Source organism: Crocinitomix algicola (genome assembly GCF_001661595.2).
Taxonomy (GTDB): Bacteria; Bacteroidota; Bacteroidia; order Flavobacteriales_D; family Crocinitomicaceae; genus Crocinitomix; species Crocinitomix algicola.
Genome location: NZ_LYPF02000010.1, coordinates 1 through 25,410, shown reverse-complemented (window position 1 = coordinate 25,410; position 25,410 = coordinate 1). Strand labels below are relative to the sequence as shown.

Below are 25,410 nucleotides of genomic sequence, written 5' to 3'. Positions count from 1 at the left end.
CCAACATTCATTACGTTCATTATCCCTAATTTTGTACGTACAACATGTATATTTATTGATAAACAAGAACTTTATGTGTACTGCAACTTATTTAAAGGATAAGAAAGGACGAGTCATTTTCACGACTAACCGCGATGAGAACGTGAGTCGGCCGACCTCTCCGCCCGCAATTCATAATATCGAGGGTCAACGCTTATTATTTCCTCAAGATCAATTGGCGGGAGGTACTTGGGTTGCGATAGCTGAAACAGGTCAAATTTCTTGCGTGTTAAATGGTGCTCCAGATGAAGTTTCTTGGCTTGGTACTACTGCCAAATATAGCAGAGGACAAGTTTTACTCGATAGTTTTAAACGTGAAAACATCCAACAGTTCTACCAAGATGATTCAATCATGAATGCTCACCCGTTTACCCTTTTAATCATTCCGAAAAATGCAGATAAAATTAGTATAGTTCGATGGAATGGTAAGGAAAAATGGATTGATGAGGCAGATGCAAATCAACCCGAAATTTGGTCTGCTCACACCCTTTACCCCAAGGATCAACGTGAACGACGAGCAAGGATTTTTCATGATTGGTCGAATGAGCTACATGAAAGAACACCGAATGCGGTTTGGCAAATGCATCAATCTTCTGAAAATCAGAATGGTTTGTTGCTTGAAAATAGTCAGCATGTGAACACTGTTAGCACAACGCAAATTGTTTTAGGACAATCACATTGCACAATGTCTTATTTTCAAATGGATGAAGATTTGAAAACAGTAGAGGCTATGTCGATATGAAATTGCTTAAGCGTCGATGCCTAGTAGTTCTTTATCAATCGCCTCTTTAAGGTGTGGCTTTGGTAATGCACCTGCTTGCATCATCGGCTGTTTGTTTAACGGAATGAACAACATGCTTGGTATACTTCTTATTTGAAATACAGCTGATAATTCTTGTTCTGCTTCTGTGTCAACTTTATAAATGATTAGTTGATCTCCATATTCAGCAGCTAATTCTTCAAGAATAGGCGCAATCATCTGACATGGACCACACCAATCCGCATAGAAATCTATTAATGCAGGAACTTTGCCTTTGTAATTCCAATCTTTTTCGGTTGTGTAATCAAAAACTTCTTTTTTGAACATTTCCGTCGTTAACTTAACTGTCTTCATTGATCTTTTTTGTGCAAAATTACTAAGAATTGAAAAGATGCATTGTAACAATTGTTACTCCTCCAAAAGTGTGCAGTTAGAATATTGAATTCCTATCAAAAAAAAATAAGTGTCAACATAATTTCTTAAAAATAAAAACGTTCGATTTTTGGTAAGTTTTGACGGTGTAAATCGTCATTAATATTAGATATTTAACATATGAAATTTCACACAAGAAAATGGGTAAAACCCGAAGATTTAAATCCCAATGCAACCTTGTTTGGTGGCAGATTAATGCAATGGATTGATGAAGAAGCAGCGCTGTATGCCATTGTTCAGCTCGAGAATCAAAGGGTGGTAACAAAGTTTATGTCGGAAATAAATTTTGTGAGTGCTGCTGAAAAAGGAGATATTGTTGAAATAGGCATTGAAGTAGTTAAGTTTGGAAAAAGTAGTTTGACCTTAAAATGCGAAGTTCGAAACAAAATGACCCGCCAAACAATTATAAAGATTGACAAGGTTGTTATGGTTAACCTCGGTTCTGACGGGAAACCTGCTCCGCACGGCAAAACAAAAGTGGAGTATGTAAAAGATCGTTTGGCAAAATAGCTGAAATTAAAAGATCAGGGAATTAGAAATTTAATGATTATTGGTGTCTTTTAGGGGAGGTTTGTTGATTATCATAACTACTTTTATAAAACCAAACTTAACTCACGTTCTTATGAAAGTGCTTTTATTTTTAGTTTCTATTTCAGTTACAGTTGTTTTTGGGCAAACAATTGAAAAAACAATTCGAGGTACAGTGACGGACAATGAAACATTTGAACCACTCATTGGAGCTAGAGTTGTGCTGTTGGGTACTGAACCTCTTATTGGAACCATGACCAATTTAGAGGGTGAGTTTAGACTTGAAAATGTACCGGTTGGAAGGTACGACTTGCAAGTGTCTTTTATTGGATATGAAAACTATTTACGACCTAACCTTGATTTGAGTTCGAAAGACTTAATCCTTACAATTGGTATGACGGAGTCTGTCAATATTATCGATGTCGTAACAGTTGAAGCAACTAAAAAAGGAGAAACTATCAACCAAATGACCACCGTTAGTAATCGGTCATTTTCCGTTGAAGAATCAAACCGATACGCCGGAAGTAAAAATGATGTTGCCCGTATGGCGCAAAATTTTGCAGGCGTTCAAGGAGCGGACGATTCAAGAAATGATATCGTAATTCGTGGGAATTCTCCTTCAGGTGTGCTGTTTAGAATGAATGGCATTGATATTCCAAACCCCAATCATTTTGCACGATTTGGAACAACAGGAGGACCAATTAGTATGTTAAACAATAACGTTCTTGCTAACTCTGATTTTATGACTGGTGCTTTCCCTGCAGAATATGGAAATGCGCTTGCGGGTGTTTTTGATCTGAACATGCGAAATGGTAACAATGAAGAGCACGAACGTATGTTTCAATTCGGGTTTAATGGCTTAGAGCTTATGCTTGAAGGACCTATTTCCAAGAAGAAGGGCTCATCTTATCTCCTTAACTATCGCTATTCAACACTTGGTTTATTTAAAGTTATGGGAATAAATTTTGGATCTACTGCTGTACCCAATTATCAAGACGCAAGTTTTAAATTGAACTTCCCGTCGAAAAAAGGATTAACTTCTGTTTTTGGAATTGGAGGGTTAAGTACCATAAATATCCTAGCAGAAGAAGCAGATAGCTCAGACTTATTTGCTCTCGATTTCAGTAATACACGTTTTCAATCAACAGTCGGTGTTATAGGTGTGTCTCATCGACAAAGAATCGGTTCAAAATCCTACCTTAACTTTGCTGTAGGTCTTCAAACTGCTATCAATAATGTTTTAAATGACACCGTTGATGCAAACTTTAGTAACCCTTTTACGACTTACGGAAGTAACTCAACGATAAGCAAACAAACGCTTGATTTATTCTATAATTATAAACTCTCGGCAAAGCACTTGATTAAAGTTGGATTCCATTCTGACCTTTATTTTATGAATTTACAAGACTCAGTCTTCACTAACCCAGAAGAAGGTTATTTTACACTGAGATCTTATGAAGGAGAAACATTTTTGTATCAACCTTATGTCCAGTACCAATTACGCCCAACGGCAAATATTACTTTAAATTTTGGAGCACATTTTCAAGGATTAACCTTGAATAATAGTGCGTCAATTGAACCACGTTTTGGTGGCGCTTATCAATTGTCTAATAAGGATCGAATAAGTATAGGTTATGGATTACATAGTCAAATGCAGCCCATCGAATTATACTTTTTGCAAACCAATATTGGAGGCGATATTCAAGAACCAAATAGAAATTTAGATTTCAGTAAAAGTCATCACTTTGTATTGGGGTATCAACGTAGGTTTCCGTTTGGTATTAATGCAAAAATTGAAGCCTATTATCAATACCTATTTGACATTCCAGTTCAAATTCAAGAATCTTCGTATTCCATTTTAAATTTTGGAGCTGATTATGTCAGTATTATTCCTGCAGATTTAAAATCTGATGGTACTGGTGAAAATTATGGGGCCGAATTAACCCTGGAAAAATACTTAGATAAAGGGTTTTATTTTTTAATTACAGGTTCAATTTACGAATCATTCTACACGGCAAGTAACGGCAACAAATACAATACGGCCTTCAACGGAAATTTTACAAGCAATGTTTTAATCGGTTATGAGTTTAGGTTTGCAGAAGGAAAAATGGCGTTAACGCTTGATGGTAAATTTATGATAAATGGTGGTAGACGGTACACACCAATTTTGTTGGCTGAAAGTCAAATCGCCGGTGAAGAAATTCGAGATCAAAATAATATTTTTAATGCAAAATATAGTAATTATGCGCGAGGCGATTTCAGGGTAGGTTTTAAAATTATTGGCAAAAATGTAACTCAAGAATGGGCGGTTGATATGCAAAATATTACCAATCGTAGAAATATTTTTTACCAAGAGTTTAGTGACAAATCAGGTTCCATAAAAACAACCTATCAAACGGGGTTTTTACCCATTGGTCAGTACAGAATCTATTTTTAATGATTGGGGCTTACCCCGGTGGGGTCGGGCTTTTCGTACTCGCCCTTCCAAACAATTGGAAGGGGCTCAAACACTGCAATCCCTAAGCCAGGCATTTGTGCGAAATATGAATAGTTTTCTAATTTTTTAGCCGTAAATTTGCACTCATGACGGTCGAAGAATTCAAACAATCCTATCAAAATTCAGATAAAATCAAATCTATTTCATCGCTTTTGCAAGAAGAGGCCGTGAAAATTAGTCTCAAAGGTTTGGTTGGATCTTCCGCGGCGGTAGTCGCTCATGGAATTTTAAAAAATGGAAACAGTTCGCACCTCTTTGTCTTATCGGATAAAGAAGAGGCTGCTTATTTTTTTAATGACTTAGAAAATTTGAATAAAAATGCTTCAAATATCCTCTTCTTTCCGCATAGCTACAAAAAACCTTATCAACTTGAGGAAATTGACAATGCAAATGTCGTATCTCGTGCTGAGGTTTTGGAAAGAATTAATAGGGGTAATACGAGCATAATCGTTACTTATCCCGAAGCGCTTTTCGAAAAAATAATTACCAAAAAACAATTCGCAAAAACTATTCTTGAAATCAAGAAAAATGAAACTTATGCCGTTGATTTTATTAACGAACTTCTCATTGAATATGATTTTGAAAAAGTTGATTTCGTATATGAACCAGGTCAATTTGCGGTTAGAGGTGGAATCATAGATATTTTTTCTTTTTCGAACGATGTGCCCTACCGTGTAGAGTTTTTTGGGGATGAAGTGGATTCTATAAGAACCTTTGATCCAGTTAATCAATTGTCTATTAAAACAATGAATCGATTAACTGTGGTGCCTAACATCCAAAAAAGAATAACTGAAGAGGTGAGAGAAGATATTCTTGCCTTTTTGCCAAACCAGACAAATATTTGGTTGAAGGATTACGCAATCACTGCCGCTACGCTCGATAAAGAATATAAAAAGGCACTCGATATTTATAATAATTTACCTGAATCGCCGGTAAATCATACACCACCGATTGATTTATTCTTTAACAAGGCACTCTTTGAAAAAAACATTCAATCTTATTCTATTATTGAATTTGGACAACGATTTGAATTTCAGGAGAATGATTTTCATTTTAATTTTAGTATTCAACCCTCGTTCAATAAAAACTTTGAACTCTTGATTGAAGACTTTAAAAAGCATGAAAAAGCGGGGTTTACCAATATGATTGTTAGCAGTCAAGCTAAACAGGTGGAGCGGTTATATGCCATTTTTGAAGATTTACATTCCAGTATTCAATTTACAGCACTTTCCTTTGCCTTGCATGAAGGGTTTATAGATAATGACCTTAAATACACGTGTTATACCGATCATCAAATTTTCGAACGCTATCATCGGTTTCGGCTCAAAGATGGATTCAGAAAAAACCAGCAAGCCTTAACACTAAAAGAAATATATAACCTACAAAAAGGAGATTATGTTACCCATATTGATCATGGTATTGGTCGTTTTTCCGGTTTGGAAATTATAGATGTTAATGGTAAACCACAAGAAGCGATAAGACTTGTTTATAAAGATAATGATGTCCTCTATGTGTCAATTCATTCCTTGCATAGAATTTCAAAATATACGGGCAAAGAAGGCACTGCTCCTAAAATGAATAAGATTGGAACTCAGGCTTGGAGCAATACTAAAAAGAAGACAAAATCAAAAATTAAGGAAATTGCGTACGACTTGATTAAGTTATACGCTAAACGTAAAGAAGAACAAGGGTTTGCTTATAGTCCTGATACATATTTGCAAAATGAATTAGAGGCTTCGTTTATTTATGAAGATACCCCAGATCAATTAAAGGCTACAATAGCTGTAAAAGAAGATATGGAGTCGCCATCTCCTATGGACCGCCTAGTTTGTGGAGATGTTGGATTTGGCAAAACGGAAATTGCTATTCGAGCAGCGTTTAAAGCAGTTGCTGATAGTAAACAAGTCGCTGTTTTAGTTCCAACCACAATACTTGCTTTGCAACATTATAAAACTTTTAAAGCACGTATGGAAGGGATGCCTTGCAATATCGACTATGTCAATCGCTTTAAATCAACCAAACAAGTCAACGAAACACTAAAGAATTTGGCCGAGGGTAAAATTGACATAATCATTGGAACGCATAAATTGGTAGGTAAAAATGTAAAATTTAATGATTTAGGTTTAATTATAATTGACGAAGAACAAAAATTTGGTGTAGGTGTTAAAGACAAATTAAAGCTTTTTAGAGCTTCAGTTGATACCTTAACCTTAACGGCAACACCAATACCTCGAACATTGCAGTTTTCTTTGATGGGGGCAAGAGACTTATCCATTATCAATACACCTCCGCCTAACCGACAGCCTGTAGATACCGAGGTGATCACATTCAATGAGGAACGCATTAGAGATGCAGTTTCTTATGAGGTTCAACGAGGTGGACAAGTCTTTTTTGTACATAATCGGGTACAGAATATTCATGAAGTTGGCGGAATGATTCAACGGCTTTGTCCTGGTGTTCGTATAGCCATTGGTCATGGTCAAATGGACGGAAAAAAGCTGGAAAATCTAATGGCTGATTTTATGAATGGTGAGTATGATGTGCTCGTTGCTACAACAATAATTGAATCAGGAATTGATGTGTCAAACGCAAACACAATTATCATTAATAATGCTCAAAATTTTGGTTTGAGTGATTTGCATCAAATGAGAGGTCGTGTTGGTCGATCTAACAAAAAAGCTTTTTGTTATCTCGTTGCTCCGCCGATGCATAACCTACCTTCAGATTCTAGAAAAAGACTTGAAGCAGTTGCCCATTTTTCAGACTTAGGGTCTGGATTTAATATCGCTATGAGAGATCTCGATATTCGCGGTGCTGGTAATTTACTAGGTGGTGAACAATCTGGTTTCATTGCTGACATCGGATTCGAAATGTATCAAAAAATATTAAACGAAGCGGTTCAAGAATTACGACAGAATGAATTTAAAGAGTTGTTCCAAGAAGACCAAGCTGTGGATGACATGGAGTTTGTTACAGATTGTATATTAGAGACCGATTTAGAATTATTAATTCCTGATACATACATTAATCACGTTGCTGAACGATTGATGATTTATCAAAATCTGGACAATTCCAATAACAAAAAAGATTTAGAGCAGTTTAAAACGGATTTAGCCGATCGTTTTGGTCCTATTCCTGATGTGGTGCATGAGCTGATAAAATCTATTGAACTGCGATGGATGGCAAAACAAATTGGATTCGAAAAATTAGTGATTAAATCAAGTAAAATGATCGGTTATTTTGTCGCTAATCAAGATTCTCCATATTATCAATCCTCACATTTTACTAAAGTTTTAAAATTTGTTCAAACAAATCCGCAGGACGTAAAAATGAATGAGCGAAATGGAAAATTGAGATTAATTTTTAACGGTGTAAAGTCGGTTTCAAAAGCAATCGAAAATTTGGAGCGAATAGGTTAGGAGCCTTTTGTTATAAATTACTTGAAAAGGCGTACGATTGATTCGGCTAGATTCTTAGCCGAATAAAAACAAGTTTGTATCTTTGAGCAAAGAAATTCGACTATGAACGAACGATCAAAACTGATGTACAAAATAATCTTTGGTTCAGTGATAATTGGAGCAACGATATTTTTTTGTTTTAGATTTTTATTAAAAGGACCTCCTTTTATAAAGGTGATGGCTTTAGGTTTGATAATAGCAGTAGTATACTTAGTCATTAATTTTATCCGAAAATCCACCAATAATTAATCAAAATTATGAGTACGAACAATCAAATCAATATCAATCCTAAAAACCTAGGACGCTATGTTGCGTTAGGGGTAACCGGCCTTATTCTATTAATATTGTTTTTTATGTCATGGTCTGATGTGAACCCAGGAGAACAAGGATTTATTTACCGTCCGTATGGAGGAGGGGTAGATAAAGAGGTTTCCTACAATGAAGGAACAATATTTATTGCGCCATGGAACGAAATGATTACCTATAATATTCGTCAGCAATCCAAAAATTATACTTCTGAGGTAATGGATATAAATGGAACCGATATTTCAGTTTTGGTTTCCGTTAATTATGCTGCTGAATCGGGCAAAATAGCACAGCTTCACTTAAAACACGGACCAGGATTTATCACTTTTATTGATGATAAAGCCAAAGGCGCAATAAAAGATGTTATTGGTCGATATACTTATGAACAAGTGTATAGCTCCAAACGTGAAGCGTTAGAAGGAGAAATTGAGGCTATCCTGCAGAAGGATTTTGAAGGAAACTTTATTACTCTTCACTATGTCGAAATAGCAGATGTGAACTTACCCGCAAATATCGCGACAGAAATAACGAATAAAGAGACGCAAAAACAAAAAAACCTAACAGCCAAAGAGAAACAAAAAGAACAAGAGTATTTGGCTAATGCAAAAATTGAAAAAGCGAGAGGTGATTCAGCGCTTGTTATTTCAGCAAAGTTTAAGGCCGAAGCAATTCAATTAGAAGCGGAGCAAATTTCTAGAAATCCTCAATATATAGAATTGAAGAAATGGGAGAAGTGGGATGGAATAGGATCACCTTATGGTTCTAACAATGTTTTTGGATCAGGTGTTTCAATTCTGAAGAGCAACTAAATAAATTTAGCTATTAATAAAAAATGCCCTTTCAATATGGAAGGGCATTTTTTATTGGTATAATTTAATGAATTAGCGAATAATCAATTTTTCAATGGTCTCAAATTTACTATTATAGAGTTTGATGTAATATAAGCCATCGGATAGGTTGTCTAAATTAACTTGAACAATTGTTTCGGTAACCTTTTCATGCTTATAAACTAATTGACCCGCAAGATTCAATACTTCAATTGTATAAGGGAAATGAACTCCTTCGGTTTGGATATTTAAAACTCCCGTTGTAGGATTCGGTTGTAAGCTGATTACTTGATTGTTTTCTTTGACATTCAGATTTCCCTCAACAGTTACAGTTAATTCCGCTGAACTAGCACATCCTTCTTCATTAAGCGCTGTTACAGTATAGGTTGTTGTCACTGCTGGATTAGCATCAGTTGTTCCTGCGTCTGGATCAGATAAACCAGTTTCAGGTGTCCAAGAATACGATATTCCTCCAGTTGCTGTAAGGGTTGTTGTTTCACCAGCTATGATTGTGACGTCATCACTAGTTTCTATCTCGAAACTTGGAGTTGCTGTTGCAGTAACCTCAGTAAATGGACTTAAACAATTTGATTCTCGAATCTTCCAATCAAAAAAGAAGTAATAAAAATCGGTCGAAGGATCGGCATTAGAGCCGGTTAATGCAACAATGCCAGGAATTTCATACGGATAATCGGGAGAGCCGTCATTAATTCTATACAAATCAACTAATGCACCAGTGATTTTAATATAATAGCCATCATGAACTTCCAAAGGAAAGTTCAAAGTCACAACACTTTCACCATTCGGAATATCAACATCAAGGGAGTGAACAACAGTTCCTCCTTCTCCATCCAAAACTTGTATTTTTCGTATTCCTGAACCGTTGGCATAGACTTTAACAGACTCTAAAATGAAGGGAGAATAAACATCGAAAAAGATGCCTCTTAAATCATTAGCCCCGAAATAACCACCACTTCCAAAAAAACGATTGGGAGGTCCGACAGACATCAACTCGTTAGGCATTTCTTCTTGAATGTAATAATTGGTGGTTTCTGTTATATAGTCTTCGTAAGTAGTGCCTGTTCCTAGCAAAGTACCTCCTGGTGAATCATACCAATTTATTGTTCCTCCTGCTCCCGTGGCATTTAAAATAATCTCGCCTTCGCCACAAACACTTGTTCCTTCTGCCAACGGGGCAAGTGGACGATCTATTTCAATATATGCTGTTTCGATGTATTCATCTGAACCTGCCTCATTTGTTACCGTTAAGCTTACCGTAAATACACCATTTGTTTCATAAATATGAATAGGGTCTTCTTCTGTAGAAGTGTTGCCATCTCCAAAGTCCCAAAACCATTCAGTTGGATTAAAAGTCGATAAATCAGTGAAACTTATTTCTCCTGTACAAGAAGTGGTGATATTGGCTTCAAAATTAGCAATTGGAGGCAGTAATACGGGGTTGTTAGAACTTAAGGCTAAATCAGAAATTAATATTCCTCCTTCTGCCGATTCATTAAATTCAAAGCGGATGTTTTTTATGTTTTCTAAGTCGATTCCTGTAAAGTCCTCTACAGGTATGCTAATGGTGTTGTGCATTGTTCGAGGTAAAACTGTTCCATAATCTCCGGGAGGAAAAAATAGTGCATGACTATAATCACCTACAGGTAGGCTAGCAGTTTCATCTAGATTATCCGTTAATACAATGTTGAAATTGAGTTCGGTATCAGTGGGGGAGGTTGCAAAATTGACTGCTGCACGGAATTGTAGTTGGTCGAATTGGGTAAAGTCAGTTAGAAAATCTGGTAAATTGTTCTGATAGTAATCATCGGCAGAATTCCACTCTAATTCTAACTGTGATAAACCAAGCACAGCTACTCCTCCATTTTTATTGTGAGGTTCTTGAGATGCACCTTCTCCAATGCAATATTGTTCTCCAAAATCATCACCACAAATATCGTAAACAACGAGGCCACTTGCTTCAACATCAGTCATGAGGTCATTCGTTAGCTCTGCGTCTTCTCCAATTTGTTTATTCACATCCACTCGTTTATGTGTAGGTGGGTGGTATGACATAAAAATATCCTCAGGATCAAGTGTTGAAGAAGCCGGAGGAATTACATCTGTAACCTTTAAAATTGGATCGAATTCATTTTCTCCACCGATGTACACTCTAAAAAATGCACTCGCGTAGGCAAGGAGTGAGTTCCGTTGTTTTTCGGGAGTATATCTACCATTTTCTGGTGCGCTAGAACCGCAGTGTTCATCTGTTTGCCAAGTATCCACATAGCCCCAATCATCTGCTGCACCTGCAGGAAACTCTCCAGGTGTCCAAACGGTATTATAGTAATTGTGATTTGCTCCTAGCATCATTAAATTATGTTTCGGCATGGTATCATCGTCATCGAGATAACGGGCATCATCGTAAAAATGGACACCTTGAAGGTCTGCTACATCTCCGTCGCAATACGGTGCAATATTCATGATAGGAATTCCATTTAAAACAGGACGATTAAAATCAACCGGTGCTAGTGTTAAAACAGCATTAATTCCAAATGGACTACCAAGTTCACGGTTATATAGCGCGTGTTCGATTACCCCTTCACCACCTCGTGAATGTCCCATTGTTCCTACGTTTTCTAGGTCTAATTTTCCAATAAATAAATCACCAAATGGGTCTCCTCCAACTGTTGACCAATCCTTCCAAAGGTTTAAATGATGTTGTACTAATTCACCGCGCGCGCGCATGCCATAATCTGGTGTAGTATTGTCGGTAGAGCTAATACTATTTGCCGAAATTGAAATCACGATATACCCATGACTAGCCATTTGTTCTGCTAAATAATCATATCCTTGGTAACTAGGAATTGCACTCCAACTTCCTGTGCATGGCCAAGCAATTGACGTGGAACCTCCATTGTAACAGGTAGAATGTCTTCCGTGTAGAAAAACTAGAACCGGAAATGGGCCGTCTGAAAGGTCAGAAGGGTAGTGCACTGAGCCAATTACTTCAATCATATCGGGAAAAGACGGTGTTACAAAAGTTTCGTCACCAAAATCATATTCTTGACTTGAAACTTCATATTCCCCAGGCAATCCGGGGTCAGGTGTTTGACTAAAACTTAATGTACAGATGAAAATGCTTGATAGGAGTAATATTATTTTCATGGTGTTGGATTTAATTTTTTTTGAGTAATTCGGGTGTAAATTCACCGATTCTCCAATGTTTACCTATATAGCCGTGTTGACTATTGCCTTCTCCGTCTTGTAATGTGTTTTGATGATAAAAGCCATATACTAATACCATATTTGATTGAGCAATTAGGTTAGAGAAATCGTAGGTTGGAATAAAGAATATAATTTCGTTCAGTTCTCCTTTTGGATGAAACGATTGATAAAATGTTTGACCACCAATATGCAAGACATAACGATTTGCACCTACAATGAAACTCTCAGTGGTCTTTATCGAGAGTAATACTTTTGAACTGTCTTGATTTAGGGTAAGCGAGTTGAAATAAACTGCAGCTTCAGACTGAGCGAAGCTTGAATAAGAAGCAAAAAAGCATCCTATAAATAGGGTGAGGAGAAGCAGATGTTTTTTCATGTTACATTTCCAGTCAGTGATATAAGGCTGACCTTCAATGTTAAATATACATATTTTTTAGAAATTAAACTTTTTCTAGGGTAAACGAGAAAGTTGATCCTATGCCCTCTGTACTTTTAACTTTGATAGTTTGTTTATGAGCTTCAATGATGTGTTTGACGATGGCTAATCCAAGCCCCGAACCTCCAACATTGCGTTCACGACTTTTATCCACTCGGTAGAATCGTTCAAATAATCGTGGAATATGTTCTTCGGCCATACCCACGCCATTGTCAGAGATTTGAACCAGTACTTTTTTCTTGTCAATCGCATCAAAAGAAACTGTGGTTTTTCCGCTTTCTTTACCGTATGATATGGAATTAGAGATAAGATTAACCAAGACTTGAGTGATTTTGGTTTTATCACCGTTTACCATCAAAGGTTCATAATGCTGATCAAAGTTTAGTTTAATGTCCTTCTTTTTCGCTTTTTTCTCAAGCTCTCTAAAAATGTTGTTAGTAACCTTTATCAAATCAAACTTTTCTAGTTTTAATTGAAAACGATCTGTTTCAAATTTTGAAATATTATCTAAATCTTCCAGTAAATTCGAAATTCGGTCAACGCCGCTAAGTGCACGAACAAGAAAGTCTCTGTTTACACGTTCATCCTCTAATCCGCCTTCGAGAAGAGTTAATATGTATCCTTGGATACTAAATACAGGTGTCTTTAATTCATGCGCTAAATTGCCTAGAAATTCTTTTCTAAATTCGGCTTGTTTTTGCAGTTGATTGATTTGTCTTTTTTGAGTGGATGCCCATTCTGCAGTGTCTTTAGTTAATCGCGTTAGCACGTCTTCTGTTACACTATATTCGGCTTCTTCAGCGGTTTGCCGATTGGTAATGATTCGGTAAATAAATTTTATTTTACTATTGATAAATCGGTTAATTAAATAGGTGAAAATTAAAAACGATAAGACAATTGTGAGTAGTGTTGTAAAAAGTATCGTTAAAAAGCTAATATTTATCTCAGCGTATTTATCAATTACGATAAGTGCGACAAGTACCAAAATTCCGAGAATAAGGCTACCAATAAATGTGATATGAATGGGTTTAGTCAGTCGCATAACATATTTATTCATTCCAACTTACAGTTTTTAGGATGCGATCTAAGTCTTCTGCTATATAAGTTAAACTTGTTTGGATGCTATCGTAGTTTGGTTTAACATTGAAATAAAGGGCCCCTCTTAAAAAATGATTGACACTATCAGTCATGTAAAATTGATACGGAGATGCAGCATTCCCTTTGATGTCGTATTTTAGTCCGTATGCCTGTTTATTTTGATTGATGATTGTTGTTTCTTCAATGGCATCGGCTTTGATGCTATGATCATACACCAGTTTTCTAGAATACTCAATATTCATATTCAAGTTGGTATCTAACGGTAGATATGTCAAAAACAAAGTAGCATTAAAACGATCCATTTGAATGTCTTTATTACAGTTGGACTTGTCTATAACTTCGAAATAATCAGGTATTTCAAATTGATATGGACAGCTATCAGGTTGATATATGTCATACGTGCGATCCGGAAAATCCAATCGCATAAATCCACGTGGTTTAGGGTAATAATCTATTTCGTTAGAACAACTTGCCAAAACAATTAAGAGGGCAATGCACCAAAAACTAATCTTCATCATCTTCTTTCTTTTGTGGATGAATGGTTATTTTAATTCGTTTTACTTTTCTGCTATCTGCAGCTTCTACAGTAAATGTGTAATTTTCAAAAACTACCCGTTCGTTTTTCTTCAATATTTTACCTGCTTGCTCAATGACAAATCCAGCGATAGTATCCGATTCTGATTTTTCTTCTTCAAAAATGTCACCGTCAATATCTAGCACTTTGTACATGTCTATCAATGAAGTTTTGCCTTCAAAAACATAATTAAACTCGTCCAATTTTGAATACATTAGCTCTTCATCTTCAATATCGTCTGAAATATCGCCAACTATTTCTTCTAACACGTCATCCAATGTCACAATTCCAGATGTGCCTCCATATTCATCAACGACAATAGCCATGTGCATCTTACGCTCTTGAAAACTTTTTAGTAAATCATCAATTTTTTTATTTTCCGGAACAAAATAAGGTTCACGAATCAATTCTTGCCAATTAAAATCTGCTGGCTTATCCAGAAAGGGGAGAAGGTCTTTTACGAATAAAATTCCTTCAATTTTATCAAAAGATTCTTGATAAACAGGGATTCTTGAGTGGTGTGAGATTTTATTTTCATCTAACATCTCGGCTAGAATTTGCCCGTAAGTCGTATTTAACTCTATTGCTTCTACATCCAATCTGGAGCGCATAATTTGTTTGACATCTTTTTTGCCAAACTCCACAATTCCTTGATAAATTTCGAGGTCTCTTTTATCTTCATACCCTTCACTTGCCAATTCAATCGCATCCGCCAAATCATCTGGTGAAAGTTCTTTAACCCTTTTTTTAACACGGCCATTGATAATATCTGTGCCTTGCACTAATCCTTTTCTCAACAGGCTAAAAGGGAAAGTTTTGCCGATTGTATTCAATGGAATTGCCATTAACAGAGCTACTCTTCTTCCGTTTTTTGCTGAGTATACTTTTGGAATTACTTCGCCAAATAGTAATAAAATAAATGTGATAGCAAAGACGTCAATTACAAATTTTAAGGTTGGATTTACGTCTGATTGTGGGAGTAATTGATCGGAAAGACTGGTTGAAATAAGGATGATAGCAACATTGATAAAGTTGTTGGAAATTAGAATTGTAGCTAGCAAATTTTTGGGTCTTTTGAGTAAATCAAGAGTGGTGTCTGCTGCTTTACTCGAATCTTCTCCAATGGCTTCTTGATCAGCCGGAGTGAGTGAAAAGAATGCAACTTCTGAACCAGAAATTAAAGCTGAACAAATGAGTAAAATAATCAAGACAAGAAAGGAGATGGAAACGGAAAGCCAAATTTCACCCCATTGAATACTTGCAAGAATCGGTGTAGTTAAAAAATCCAATTTAAACGTTTTGGTACAAATTAAAATGGTAAATCATCTTCTGGGTCTTTACCTATATCCGTGTTCATTGGCTGAACCGGTTTGTTTTCAACGGAACTCGGATAGTTTTCTTGATTAGCACTTCCTTGTTCTGCTCTAGAAAGCATTGTCATTTCATCCGCTACGACCTCAGTCGAATAGCGGGTTTGATTATTTTCATCTTGCCATGATCTCGTTTTTAATTTACCTTCGATGTATACTTTCATTCCTTTTTTAAGGTAAGTTTCAGCAATTTTAGCAAGACCTCTCCACATTACAATATTATGCCAATCAGTAATTTCTCTTCGTTCACCCGTATTCTTATCTGTATAAGATTCGGAGGTTGCAATTGAGAAACGTGCTACTCCAACGCCACTTTCTAAATAGCGAACTTCAGGGTCTCGTCCTAAGTTGCCAATCAATATCACTTTGTTTACACTTCCTGCCATAAGATTTTAATTAAACTGCAAATTTATACTTTATCACAGTTAAACAAATATAATTATTCTCTGTTGAATAGTGCAGAGTGTTTAATATATCTTATTAACAGTTGAGGCATGGGGTAATCTTCAATGTCCTGGACTTTTATTTTTAAGACTCCTTCTTTGGTGTCGATGTCTTTTTGCCAGAGAATCCAAAAGGTAACATTCAGTTTTTGATGTGATAAAATGTGTTGGAAATTTCCGTCAAAGACAATTTTTTCGAGGGGGTATGGCGCGATTTCCTCAGGCAGGAGATCTCGTTTTTTGTCGAGTTCAATTGCTGGGAAGTCATACAGACCTTGCCAAATTCCTTTTCCTGTTCTTTTTTTTAAGTGTATGTATTCACCGTTGGTGTGAACCAGGTAATGAATGAATCTGTTTTTAACTTTTGTTTTTTTTAGTTTGATTGGATAGTCTAGCGTTGAATTATTTTGTCTAGCAAAGCATGAATCGTAAAGTGGGCATTCATCGCATTGTGGTTTTTTTGGAGAACAGACTAACGCGCCTAATTCCATAATTGCTTGATTATGCTCCGCAGGATGCTCCTTCGATAATAGGTCTTGTGCAACTGCTGCAAATTCTTTTTTACCGATAGTCGAATCGATAGGTGTTGATATTCCTAAATATCTGCTGAGGACACGGTAAACATTTCCGTCAACAACGGCATAGGGTAAATTAAAAGCGAAAGAGCTTATTGCAGCTGCCGTATAATCACCTACGCCTTTTAATTCACGTATACGTTTATAATCATTAGGAAAAATACCACTGTATTGGGTGTGAATAAATTTAGCAGCAGCGTGTAGGTTTCTTGCTCGACTGTAGTAACCAAGTCCTTGCCATAAGTTTAATACTTCATCTTCATCCGCCATTGCCAAATCTTTAACAGAAGGAAAATGTTTGGTAAACTTTAGGTAATAATTCAAACCTTGATCAACTCTGGTCTGTTGTAAAATAACCTCAGACAGCCAAATAGCATAAGGATTTTTCACCTTTCTCCAAGGTAAATCCCTACTGTTTTGTCTAAACCACTCTCGTATTAATGACGAAAAATCAGCCATTTGTATAAAAAAATCAAAGTTCTTTACTTTTTTTGTGAAAACTTAAGAGAATAACAATTATTTTTGCACCGATTTACAAATGATTAAATATTAATATGTTATGACGAAAGCAGATATCGTTGCAAAAATCTCAGACCAAACAGGAATTGAAAAAGTTGCAGTGCAAGCAACAGTAGAGGCATTTATGGATTCCGTAAAGTCTTCACTTACAGAAGGAAACAACGTTTACTTAAGAGGATTTGGATCTTTCATTGTGAAAGAACGTGCTGAAAAAACAGGAAGAAACATTTCAAAAAATGAGTCGATTATTATCCCTGCTCACAATATTCCTGCATTTAAACCAGCGAAAACTTTCATCGAAGATGTGAAAGAAAATGTGGCAGTAAAGTAAGTATTGTTAGATAAACAATATTTTTTTACTACCTTTGTCCGCCGATTAAGGATGAATTAACAAAAACTTCCTGATTATCAGGAAGTTTTTTTACATATTAAGAAAAACTAAGTATTAACTTTTTAAAAAACTTTTATTATGCCAAGTGGTAAAAAGAGAAAAAGACATAAAATGTCAACTCACAAAAGAAAGAAAAGACTAAGAAAAAACAGACACAAGAAAAAGAAATAGGGATTCGTTTTCCATTTCAATTTATTGAAAGTCAATTCATGAGAAGCTTAATGGCCAGTGCTGTTAAGTTTTCTTAGTTTATTATTTAATCTACATATTAGTGAGTTTTGAACTTATAGTTAATTCAAAACCCAGCGGAGAAATCTCTATGGCTCTTATGCGTGACTCAACGCTTGTTGAGCTTCATGAAGAGAAGGGAGACACGGATTTTGCCGTGGGTGATATATATCTTGGTAAAGTGCGAAAAGTTGTTGCCAGCTTAAACGCGTCGTTCGTTAATGTTGGCTACGAAAAAGATGCTTTTCTGCATTACCTTGATTTGGGACCGCAATTTAAGTCCCTCGATAAATTTACACAAGACACGCTAAGAGGAAAGCAAAATGTTGCTGATTTATTGTATTTCAAATCTGAACAAGATATTGAAAAAGACGGTAAAATAACTGACACGCTCTCGTCTTCGCGCGAAATTCTTGTGCAGGTTGCCAAAGAACCTATTTCATCTAAAGGACCTCGTTTAAGCTCTGAAATTACACTTGCTGGTCGCTTTTTAGTGCTTGTGCCATTTTCAAACAAGGTTTCGATTTCTCAGCAAATTAAAGACCCTGAAGAAAAGAAAAGGCTTAAAGACATTGTCAAAAGTGTTTTGCCTAAAAACTTTGGAGTAATCATTCGAACAGTAGCGAACAATAAAAAATTGGCGGAAATTGATGCTGATTTAAAGGACTTATTAGAGCGCTGGCGTAAAATGCATGCGAATCTTAAAAAATCAAAAGCACCAAAAAGGGTGCTGGGAGAATTAAATCGCGCATCTTCATTATTACGAGATACCTTGAATGAGAATTTCAATAAGATTCATGTAAATGACCCTGTGCTTTATGCTGAAATGAAAGAATATGTGCAGTCCATTGCTCCTGAAAAAGTTGGTATCTTAAAGGAGTATAAAGGACGTGTAGATATCTTTGAGCAATTCGGCGTAAATAAAGAAATTAAAGTGCTTTTCGGTAAGAAGGTTCCATTGCCTAGCGGTGGTTATCTTATTATTGAACACACTGAAGCCATGCACGTTGTTGATGTGAATAGCGGTAACCGCTCTGCAAAAAATGATACTCAGGAAAATAATGCTATCACCGTAAATTTAGAAGCAGCCGAAGAATTGGCGCGAGTTTTAAGATTGCGAGATATGGGCGGAATTATCTGTGTTGATTTTATTGATATGCATAAAAAGGAGAATAATAAGCTCTTATATACGCGTTTGAGAGAGTTGTTAAAGCAGGATAAAGCAAAGCACAGTATTATCCCTCCTAGTAAATTTGGAGTTGTAGAAATTACTCGTCAACGTGTTCGTCCGGTAACGAATATTGAAACTTCAGAGGGTTGCCCTGCCTGTAATGGTACTGGGAAAATTCAAGCTTCAATCATGTTTGCCGATGAAATTGAAAGCAAATTACATTTTTTACTTGGCGAGAAAAAAGCAAAAAAAATCAGTTTAGTAGTTCATCCTTACTTAGAGGCATACTTTAAAAAAGGATTTATTTCAAAGCAATTAAGTTGGTTTTTTCAGTATAAGAAATGGGTTTCAATACGCGCTAATAATTCCAATCATATGCTTCAATATGCATTTTTGGATGATCAGGGTGAAGAAATAACTTTCTAACAACTAAATTTCGGAAAATGCAACCGAAATATAGTTTCCAAGAAGCGAAATTAAAAATTGAAGCGTTCTGCGCTTATCAAGAACGTTGTGATCAAGAGGTTAGAAAAAAACTAACCTCTTGGTTGTTATATGAAGAAGATATAGACGCTCTTATAGCGCATTTAATTCAAAGTAATTTTCTTAATGAAGAGCGTTTTGCATGCGCATTTGTTTCCGGTAAATTCAGAATTAAACGCTGGGGAAGAATTAAGATTAGGCAGCACCTAAAGCAAAAGAAAATTTCTAATTATTCTATTCAAAAAGGCTTGGAAGAAATTGACGAAGATGAATACCTCGAAACGCTAAAAGAATTATCCATAAATAAAAATCTTCTCATTCGTGCCAATAGTAAATGGGATCGAATAGCAAAATTAAGTCGGTATTTGTCGAGCAAAGGATTTGAATCTGAATTGATAAAGATTGTTGTTGAGGACACAGTTAATTAGCATTTTCTAATGCTTACAAATTTAGTTATCCGTAAAAAATTCAAGAACTTCTTGTTTAACTCTCTCTTTATTGAGCCATAAATCAATACTAAGAATGATTTTTACTGACTTAAAGTGCTGAAATAGAACTTTTATAAAACTATTGGTAGATGCTACATCATTTGGATGTAACCCTGGATCTACTAATAAAATTTTTGAACGATCATCATTGATGAAGTAACCGACTGTTCGCTCCGGCGAACTTGGATAATAGTGAATTGTTTTCCTGTTTTGGATGATCCAATCGTAAATGAGTTGATGAGCGTATGGTATATCTTTTACTTGGTTTTCTGGTTGATTAATATGTTCACAATAGTCTAAAAAATCTTTTAAAATGGTGATTCCGCGGTTGGATGATAAACTTAAATGAGAAGAGGATATTGATTTAAAAATTACCATTTTTCGGATGGCTCGTGTAAACAATACATTCAATCGTTTCGCTCCATTTATTCGATTAATAGGTCCGAAGTTCATATTAAATGAGCCTTCAGAATTAAACCCATAACCAACCGATATGATAACGGTTTCCGCTTCAATTCCCTGTGCGTTTTCAAGGTTACGAATCTTTGTTTTTAAGGAGCTTGGAGGTGTCTTTTGATTAAGTAACTTTCGAATTAGTTTTTCTTGTTCTTGGGAAAAAGCAATTATTAAGACATCATTATTTTTGAAATCTGTAGTGACGCAGTAATCTGCAATTTTTTCAGCTTCTACTCGATTAACCCCTGCTTCAAAAACTCCATTACATTCATAAACTTCGATTGCGTTTCCTTTCACGCTAGCTGGTAATGTAATAAGTTGATTATCGTAAAAATGATGATTAGAAAATTGAATTAGTTGTGGGTGTTTACTTCGATAATGCCAGGTTAACATGCGGGTATTAAAACTAATTTCGGCCTGATCTAATAAGGTTTTGGTCTCCAATTGACTGGAGAAAAATCGAGAAGGAGGCATTTGATTGGAATCTCCAACAATTATGGCTTGTTTCGCTCTATAGATAGATGGCAAAGCATCTTCAAGAGGAATCTGACTTGATTCATCAAATATAACAACATCAAATAGTTCAGGTAAACAGGGTAAGTTTTCGGCTACTGTTAAAGGGTTCATCATCCATACAGGTTGAATTTCTTTTAAAAATGGTTGACAGGTCTCATAATATTCACGGACAGGTAAATGTCGCTGTTGTTTGTTCATTTCATGAATAAGAAGTCGCTTAGCTTGTTTGAGTTCTCTTTTAAGTGATTTATCATGTCCTTTTAATTTAAAAGCAGGTGTTTGAAGTAGGTTGTTTAGCGCTTCTAGTTTTTTGGACCGTCCAATTAATATATTTTGAATGTTATTTTGATGTATGCGTTGTTCGTTTGCTTGTTCCATTTGTAATTCCCTCAAATATGACCACCCAGATAATGATTTGAAATGAGGTTCAAAACGTGTTTCTTGTAGAAGATTTTGGTAGGCTACAATTGCTTGAAGTTCTTTAATGCTTCTACCAGTATTTAAGGTATAATCACGAATATCTTTAGGCAATTGGAAGAGTTCTTTTAGTTCAGGTAGCCACCGATTAATTTGGGGTAATTCTAATCGTATTTTAGAAATCTTTTCACTTAACTCATCAATGTTATCAAAATGGTTTTCAGCAAAAAGATACCGAATGAGAGCATTTAAACGTTGGATTTCTGGATGAATTTTACTTAAAACTTGTATGAGATCCTCAGAATTTTCATGCTCTAATAGAAATAAATATTCCGATTGTGATAAAGAATTTAATTTGGATCTTAGGTTAAAAATTAAATCAATTTCATGGTCAGGATTTGTGATGTTTAGATTATGTTTTAATTTTATTTTTACTTCCTCAAGCTCGTTTTTTAATCTCCATTCCAATTGCAGACCATCCAAAAGCTTTAGTTGAGTGTGTTGACTGATACCGCTATGAAAATCTCTAAAGGCTTCCTTTAAACGACTGGGGTTTCTCTTTAAAATTCGGAATACACTACTTGATTTTGAATGTGACACGCGTTTAATGATGTCAATCAGTTCAGTAATCTCACTAATTGATGGTTTTTTGCTCCAAGCAGCATTCGCTTTTTCAGCTTGTTGAACCTTGGCTTTTAGGAGTTGGTATTTTTTCGCCCAACGATTGAAAGAATTAAATTTCTTTGAACCGTCATTGAGAAGATCTAATTGAACTTTATTAACCATATCCAAAATACTTGCTGTAATGGCTAAGTGCATAAATTGAGTATAGTTGCTCGATAGATTATAATCTTTAGAAACTTTGTTGACACTAATAATCGTGTGCTCAATTTCATTTATTCGCTTTTCTATCGCATTGACAATGTCATTTTCTTTGAATAATATAGGGTTCAATTGGGCAAATGACGTATTACTCAAAAATTCTTCATTGAAATCACTTAGTAATTGTGTGGACAGTTGAGATAATAAATCATGATGTTTTTGCCATTCATCAAATGAGGGTACTTGAATTTCCGATTCTATATATTGAAGTGGAACTCCCGCTTTCAAAATAATATCGATTAGCGTTTTTATCTTTCCTCTTATTTTTTCGGGATATAGCGCTAAATTTTGATTGTTTAAGTTTGAGCTGAGTTCAGTTAATTTTCGGTCGTTAACGTGACGATTTTCCCAAGCTTTTTTTACTTGTTGATAGAAGAATTTCTTTTGATTTTTACCCGTGTTGAAAAACGCAATTAACTCGGATAAGCCTTTCTTCGTTAGTCGATTGGCTACAACATCTAAGGCGGATTTTTTTTCCGAAATAAATAAAACTGTTCTGTTTTCTGCTAATAATGCGCCAATCAAAGCCACTATAGTGTGTGATTTCCCTGTACCAGGAGGACCTTGAATGACAAGATTTTCACTTAATGCTCTATTCACCACGCTGTGTTGACTAGCATCTAAACTTGAAATTAGTTTTGCTATGTGAGGTTGTCTGCTCTCTAGTTGTGTCTCCCCTTCTAATAAGTGTTTAATAGTGGGTGAGTTATGATTTTGGATGGAGGTATAATCTGCAGCTAAGGAGCTTTTTTTGTAGTTAAAAATACCTACAGCTTCTTTTTTGATTATTTGCCAGCCTTGATTCGGATCAAAATTTTCAGCAATTTTAATTCTCTCATTCGATTCTCCTTCGTTAAAAAAAGACAAAATTGTTTCAATTTGATTGTCTAAATCCGTGAATTTTTCGGGTAAATTCAAATTATAGAACAATGCAAAATAGTGTTTAAGAACAGGGTTGGTGATATACGTTTCATCTTCTGTAGTTACGCTGTAATTTACAGTGATTTTTTGCTCTTTTTTAATGCTGCAGGGTTGGTAGAACAGTGGAGAGCAAAAATATTCGCCTTGAGACTTGCCTGTAGAGGCAGGAGGCAACCATTCAATAAAAACTGAAACTTTAAGGCTCGTCTCTAAGCCATACTCCTTTTGATAGAATTTAGCTTTTTTGCTAATCTTATCAGCAAGGTTACTTTGGTTGTCGTCTTCAATAATCCAAAGATTATTCTTGCGGATATGAACAAAAGTATTTCGTTTAGAAAAATCGAAAAGTAAATTTCGTAAATCGTTCAATCCTTCGAATGTGTTCATTAAATAAGGTCTTTTGTAGCTGCAATAATATCGTTATCAATTAAATGCCGTGACGATATACCTGCCTCAATCGCACCGTGTATGTGTTGGATGCTATCATCAAAGAATATCACCTCACCAGGATCAAGACTTTCAAGCTCTAATATTTTTTTAAATGATTCTTTATGTGGTTTGCGAACTCCTAAAATATGAGAGTAATAGGTGGTGTCAAACAAGGTTTCTAACAAGTTTTCATTGCCATACGATGCTTTTAAAATTGATCTGAATTTTTCGTAATGAATCTCATTAGTGTTGCTGAACAGGAGCAGTTTATATTTCTTTTTTAGTCTCTTTAATAGGGTGATTCTTTCTTCTGGTAAATCCAAAAGCATTTTGTTCCACGCATTATCCAATGTCAAATCTGAAATGTCGGGTTGGTTGAGGGCTTTGCGGAGGTATGATTTAAATTCTTTCCCACTAATTTTACCAGTTTCAAGGTCGTCAAATACCTTTCCTTGCTTTGCCTGAGAATACACCGATTCAAAATCACTTATTCCAATTCTTTTGAAAGCATCTATGGTAAGATGGTAATCTATATTTAAGATAACTCCTCCTAAATCAATTAATAATGTTGATATCCGTGTTTCCATTCTCGAAATTTAACTAAAAAATGAGGAATTTATGAGCTGTGTAAACGATTCAATTATTTTTTTATCTTTATTACAACAAACTAAATGGATGTTATTAAATATATCAATTATTGATGACGATAAGTTGTCAAGACATATAATAAAGAAATATATTGAAAACACAGATGAGCTGCGTTTTCAAAGTGAATATGAATCTGCATTAGAAGCTTCAAAAGATAAAGATTTAAATCAAACAGATCTTATAATCCTAGATGTTGAAATGCCTCAATTAAGTGGATTAGATTTTTTAGCGCAAGCAGATATCACTCCGCAAGTTATTATTACATCAATAAATCGGGATTATGCCGTAAGAGCATTTGATTTTGATGTTATAGATTTTTTAGCAAAACCAGTTCCTTACGGTAGATTTTTACAAGGAATTCAGCGAGCTAAAACTAGAAAAAAGGAAAAGTCGGGTGGCATTGCTGATTCTGATCATATTTATATAAAATGTAATAACGGATATTCAAGAATTGATTTTGATGAGATTTTATACATTGAAGCTTATTCTGATTATATGAATATTTATACAACAAAAGAAAGGTTAACTGCGTTGAGCACTATGAAAGCCATTGAGGAGCGTTTACCAAATAATAAATTTATTCGTGTTCACCGTTCTTTTATTGTTTGTTTGGATAAAATAAACCGCTTTGAGGATAATATGGTTTTAATTGGAGATAAAGTAATTCCTGTCAGTAGATCATGTAAAGATAAGTTGGTGAGTCAATTAAATTTCTTCTAGTTCATCTGTGATAGATTTTTTGATTAATTATTTTGAATAATAAATTTATTCCGATACATTTGCACCCGCTTGTTTTTCTCTTGGGTTATTTCCTTATGAAGAAGCGGCCAAATTAAGATTAAACTGCTTTGTGTTTTAATTTTTAGAATTAAAAACCGATTGTGTTAAACATTTTGTTGAAAATGATTGACATTCAAAGCGAAAAGATACAGTTGATGAACTTATAATCATCGGGTCTAATTAGATAGAGATTACATTTAATCAGTCCCTGGTTTGATCCGTCTTAGACGGGCCACGTCAAAAAGTAAGAAAATACAGTTGATGAACTTATAATCATCGGGCCTATAACTCAGTTGGTTAGAGTATCTGACTCATAATCAGAAAGTCCCTGGTTCGAGCCCAGGTGGGCCCACAAAAAGGGTAGCGCAATTCTGCTCTACCCTTTTTAAATTTAATATGGCTCCGTGGCGCAACTGAATCTGGGAATGATTTAGTCGCACCAAGTCGCCAAAAATATGGCTCCGTGGCGCAACTGAATCTGGGAATGATTTAGTCGCACCAAGTCGCCAAAAA

The 25,410-nt window shown here is 35.4% G+C and carries 19 protein-coding genes and 1 tRNA gene; 10 read left to right on the top strand and 10 right to left on the bottom strand.

Features of this window, described 5'->3' with window-relative positions; translation table 11 throughout:
* Positions 1-73 precede the first annotated feature (73 nt).
* The gene (locus A8143_RS05940; RefSeq protein ID WP_066757005.1) at positions 74-781 is read left to right on the top strand and encodes an NRDE family protein; all 708 of its coding nucleotides are present in this window, start codon (positions 74-76) and stop codon (positions 779-781) included.
* Between the two features lie 6 nt (positions 782-787).
* Here the strand turns inward: A8143_RS05940 and trxA are convergent, their stop codons facing one another.
* Positions 788-1,153 carry a thioredoxin gene (gene trxA, locus A8143_RS05935; RefSeq protein WP_066757001.1) on the bottom strand — a complete coding sequence of 122 codons (366 nt, stop codon included), beginning with the start codon at positions 1,151-1,153 and terminating at the stop codon, positions 788-790.
* A 198-nt stretch (positions 1,154-1,351) separates the two neighbouring features.
* Here trxA and A8143_RS05930 point away from each other — a divergent pair, with 198 nt between their 5' ends.
* From A8143_RS05930 to A8143_RS05910, 4 genes are all read left to right on the top strand, one after another.
* Positions 1,352-1,741, top strand: a complete 390-nt coding sequence (locus A8143_RS05930) for an acyl-CoA thioesterase (RefSeq protein ID WP_066756999.1) — start codon at positions 1,352-1,354, stop codon at positions 1,739-1,741.
* A 112-nt stretch (positions 1,742-1,853) separates the two neighbouring features.
* The gene (locus tag A8143_RS05925; RefSeq protein WP_066756996.1) at positions 1,854-4,196 is read left to right on the top strand and encodes a TonB-dependent receptor; all 2,343 of its coding nucleotides are present in this window, start codon (positions 1,854-1,856) and stop codon (positions 4,194-4,196) included.
* A gap of 146 nt (positions 4,197-4,342) precedes the next feature.
* Entirely contained in the window at positions 4,343-7,675 is a 3,333-nt protein-coding gene (gene mfd, locus A8143_RS05920) for a transcription-repair coupling factor (protein WP_066756993.1), read from the top strand.
* A gap of 296 nt (positions 7,676-7,971) precedes the next feature.
* Complete coding sequence (locus A8143_RS05910) at positions 7,972-8,829, top strand: prohibitin family protein (protein WP_066756984.1); 858 nt, start codon at positions 7,972-7,974, stop codon at positions 8,827-8,829.
* A 72-nt stretch (positions 8,830-8,901) separates the two neighbouring features.
* On the opposite strand, the gene A8143_RS05905 is transcribed toward A8143_RS05910, so the two are convergent.
* From A8143_RS05905 to mutY, 7 genes are all read right to left on the bottom strand, one after another.
* Positions 8,902-12,012 (bottom strand): PKD domain-containing protein, encoded by a 3,111-nt coding sequence (locus A8143_RS05905; RefSeq protein ID WP_066756981.1) that lies wholly within the window; start codon positions 12,010-12,012, stop codon positions 8,902-8,904.
* A 10-nt stretch (positions 12,013-12,022) separates the two neighbouring features.
* Positions 12,023-12,448 carry a hypothetical protein gene (locus A8143_RS05900; RefSeq protein WP_066756978.1) on the bottom strand — a complete coding sequence of 142 codons (426 nt, stop codon included), beginning with the start codon at positions 12,446-12,448 and terminating at the stop codon, positions 12,023-12,025.
* A 64-nt stretch (positions 12,449-12,512) separates the two neighbouring features.
* Complete coding sequence (locus A8143_RS05895; protein WP_083261240.1) at positions 12,513-13,565, bottom strand: sensor histidine kinase; 1,053 nt, start codon at positions 13,563-13,565, stop codon at positions 12,513-12,515.
* A complete protein-coding gene (gene gldD / locus A8143_RS05890; protein ID WP_139134277.1) occupies positions 13,558-14,124 on the bottom strand; it encodes a gliding motility lipoprotein GldD in 567 nt (188 codons plus the stop codon). The genes A8143_RS05895 and gldD overlap by 8 nt, the downstream gene beginning before the upstream one ends.
* Complete coding sequence (gene gldE / locus A8143_RS05885) at positions 14,111-15,469, bottom strand: gliding motility-associated protein GldE (RefSeq protein WP_245676475.1); 1,359 nt, start codon at positions 15,467-15,469, stop codon at positions 14,111-14,113. The genes gldD and gldE overlap by 14 nt, the downstream gene beginning before the upstream one ends.
* Positions 15,470-15,489: 20 nt before the next feature.
* A complete protein-coding gene (locus A8143_RS05880; RefSeq protein WP_066756975.1) occupies positions 15,490-15,936 on the bottom strand; it encodes a single-stranded DNA-binding protein in 447 nt (148 codons plus the stop codon).
* Positions 15,937-15,989: 53 nt separating this feature from the next.
* Entirely contained in the window at positions 15,990-17,027 is a 1,038-nt protein-coding gene (mutY, locus tag A8143_RS05875) for an A/G-specific adenine glycosylase (protein WP_066756972.1), read from the bottom strand.
* A gap of 100 nt (positions 17,028-17,127) precedes the next feature.
* On the opposite strand from mutY, the gene A8143_RS05870 reads away from it, so the two are divergent.
* The 3 genes from A8143_RS05870 (at position 17,128) to A8143_RS05860 (ending at position 19,788) form a co-directional block, all read left to right on the top strand.
* Positions 17,128-17,418 (top strand): HU family DNA-binding protein, encoded by a 291-nt coding sequence (locus A8143_RS05870; RefSeq protein WP_066756970.1) that lies wholly within the window; start codon positions 17,128-17,130, stop codon positions 17,416-17,418.
* Between the two features lie 331 nt (positions 17,419-17,749).
* Positions 17,750-19,303 carry an Rne/Rng family ribonuclease gene (locus A8143_RS05865; protein WP_096348986.1) on the top strand — a complete coding sequence of 518 codons (1,554 nt, stop codon included), beginning with the start codon at positions 17,750-17,752 and terminating at the stop codon, positions 19,301-19,303.
* Between the two features lie 17 nt (positions 19,304-19,320).
* On the top strand, positions 19,321-19,788 hold the full coding sequence (locus tag A8143_RS05860; RefSeq protein ID WP_066756968.1) for a regulatory protein RecX: 468 nt from the start codon (positions 19,321-19,323) through the stop codon (positions 19,786-19,788).
* A 21-nt stretch (positions 19,789-19,809) separates the two neighbouring features.
* Here A8143_RS05860 and A8143_RS05855 read toward each other — a convergent pair whose 3' ends face one another.
* Positions 19,810-23,427 carry a DEAD/DEAH box helicase gene (locus tag A8143_RS05855; protein ID WP_066756964.1) on the bottom strand — a complete coding sequence of 1,206 codons (3,618 nt, stop codon included), beginning with the start codon at positions 23,425-23,427 and terminating at the stop codon, positions 19,810-19,812.
* Positions 23,427-24,056 carry an HAD-IA family hydrolase gene (locus A8143_RS05850; RefSeq protein ID WP_066756961.1) on the bottom strand — a complete coding sequence of 210 codons (630 nt, stop codon included), beginning with the start codon at positions 24,054-24,056 and terminating at the stop codon, positions 23,427-23,429. Before A8143_RS05850 ends, A8143_RS05855 begins: the two co-directional genes overlap by 1 nt.
* Positions 24,057-24,087: 31 nt before the next feature.
* On the opposite strand from A8143_RS05850, the gene A8143_RS05845 reads away from it, so the two are divergent.
* Positions 24,088-24,837: a LytR/AlgR family response regulator transcription factor gene (locus A8143_RS05845; protein ID WP_083261239.1), complete on the top strand. Its 750-nt coding sequence runs from the start codon at positions 24,088-24,090 to the stop codon at positions 24,835-24,837.
* 338 nt (positions 24,838-25,175) lie between these two features.
* Positions 25,176-25,249: transfer RNA gene (locus A8143_RS05840), tRNA-Ile, on the top strand.
* Positions 25,250-25,410 lie beyond the last annotated feature (161 nt).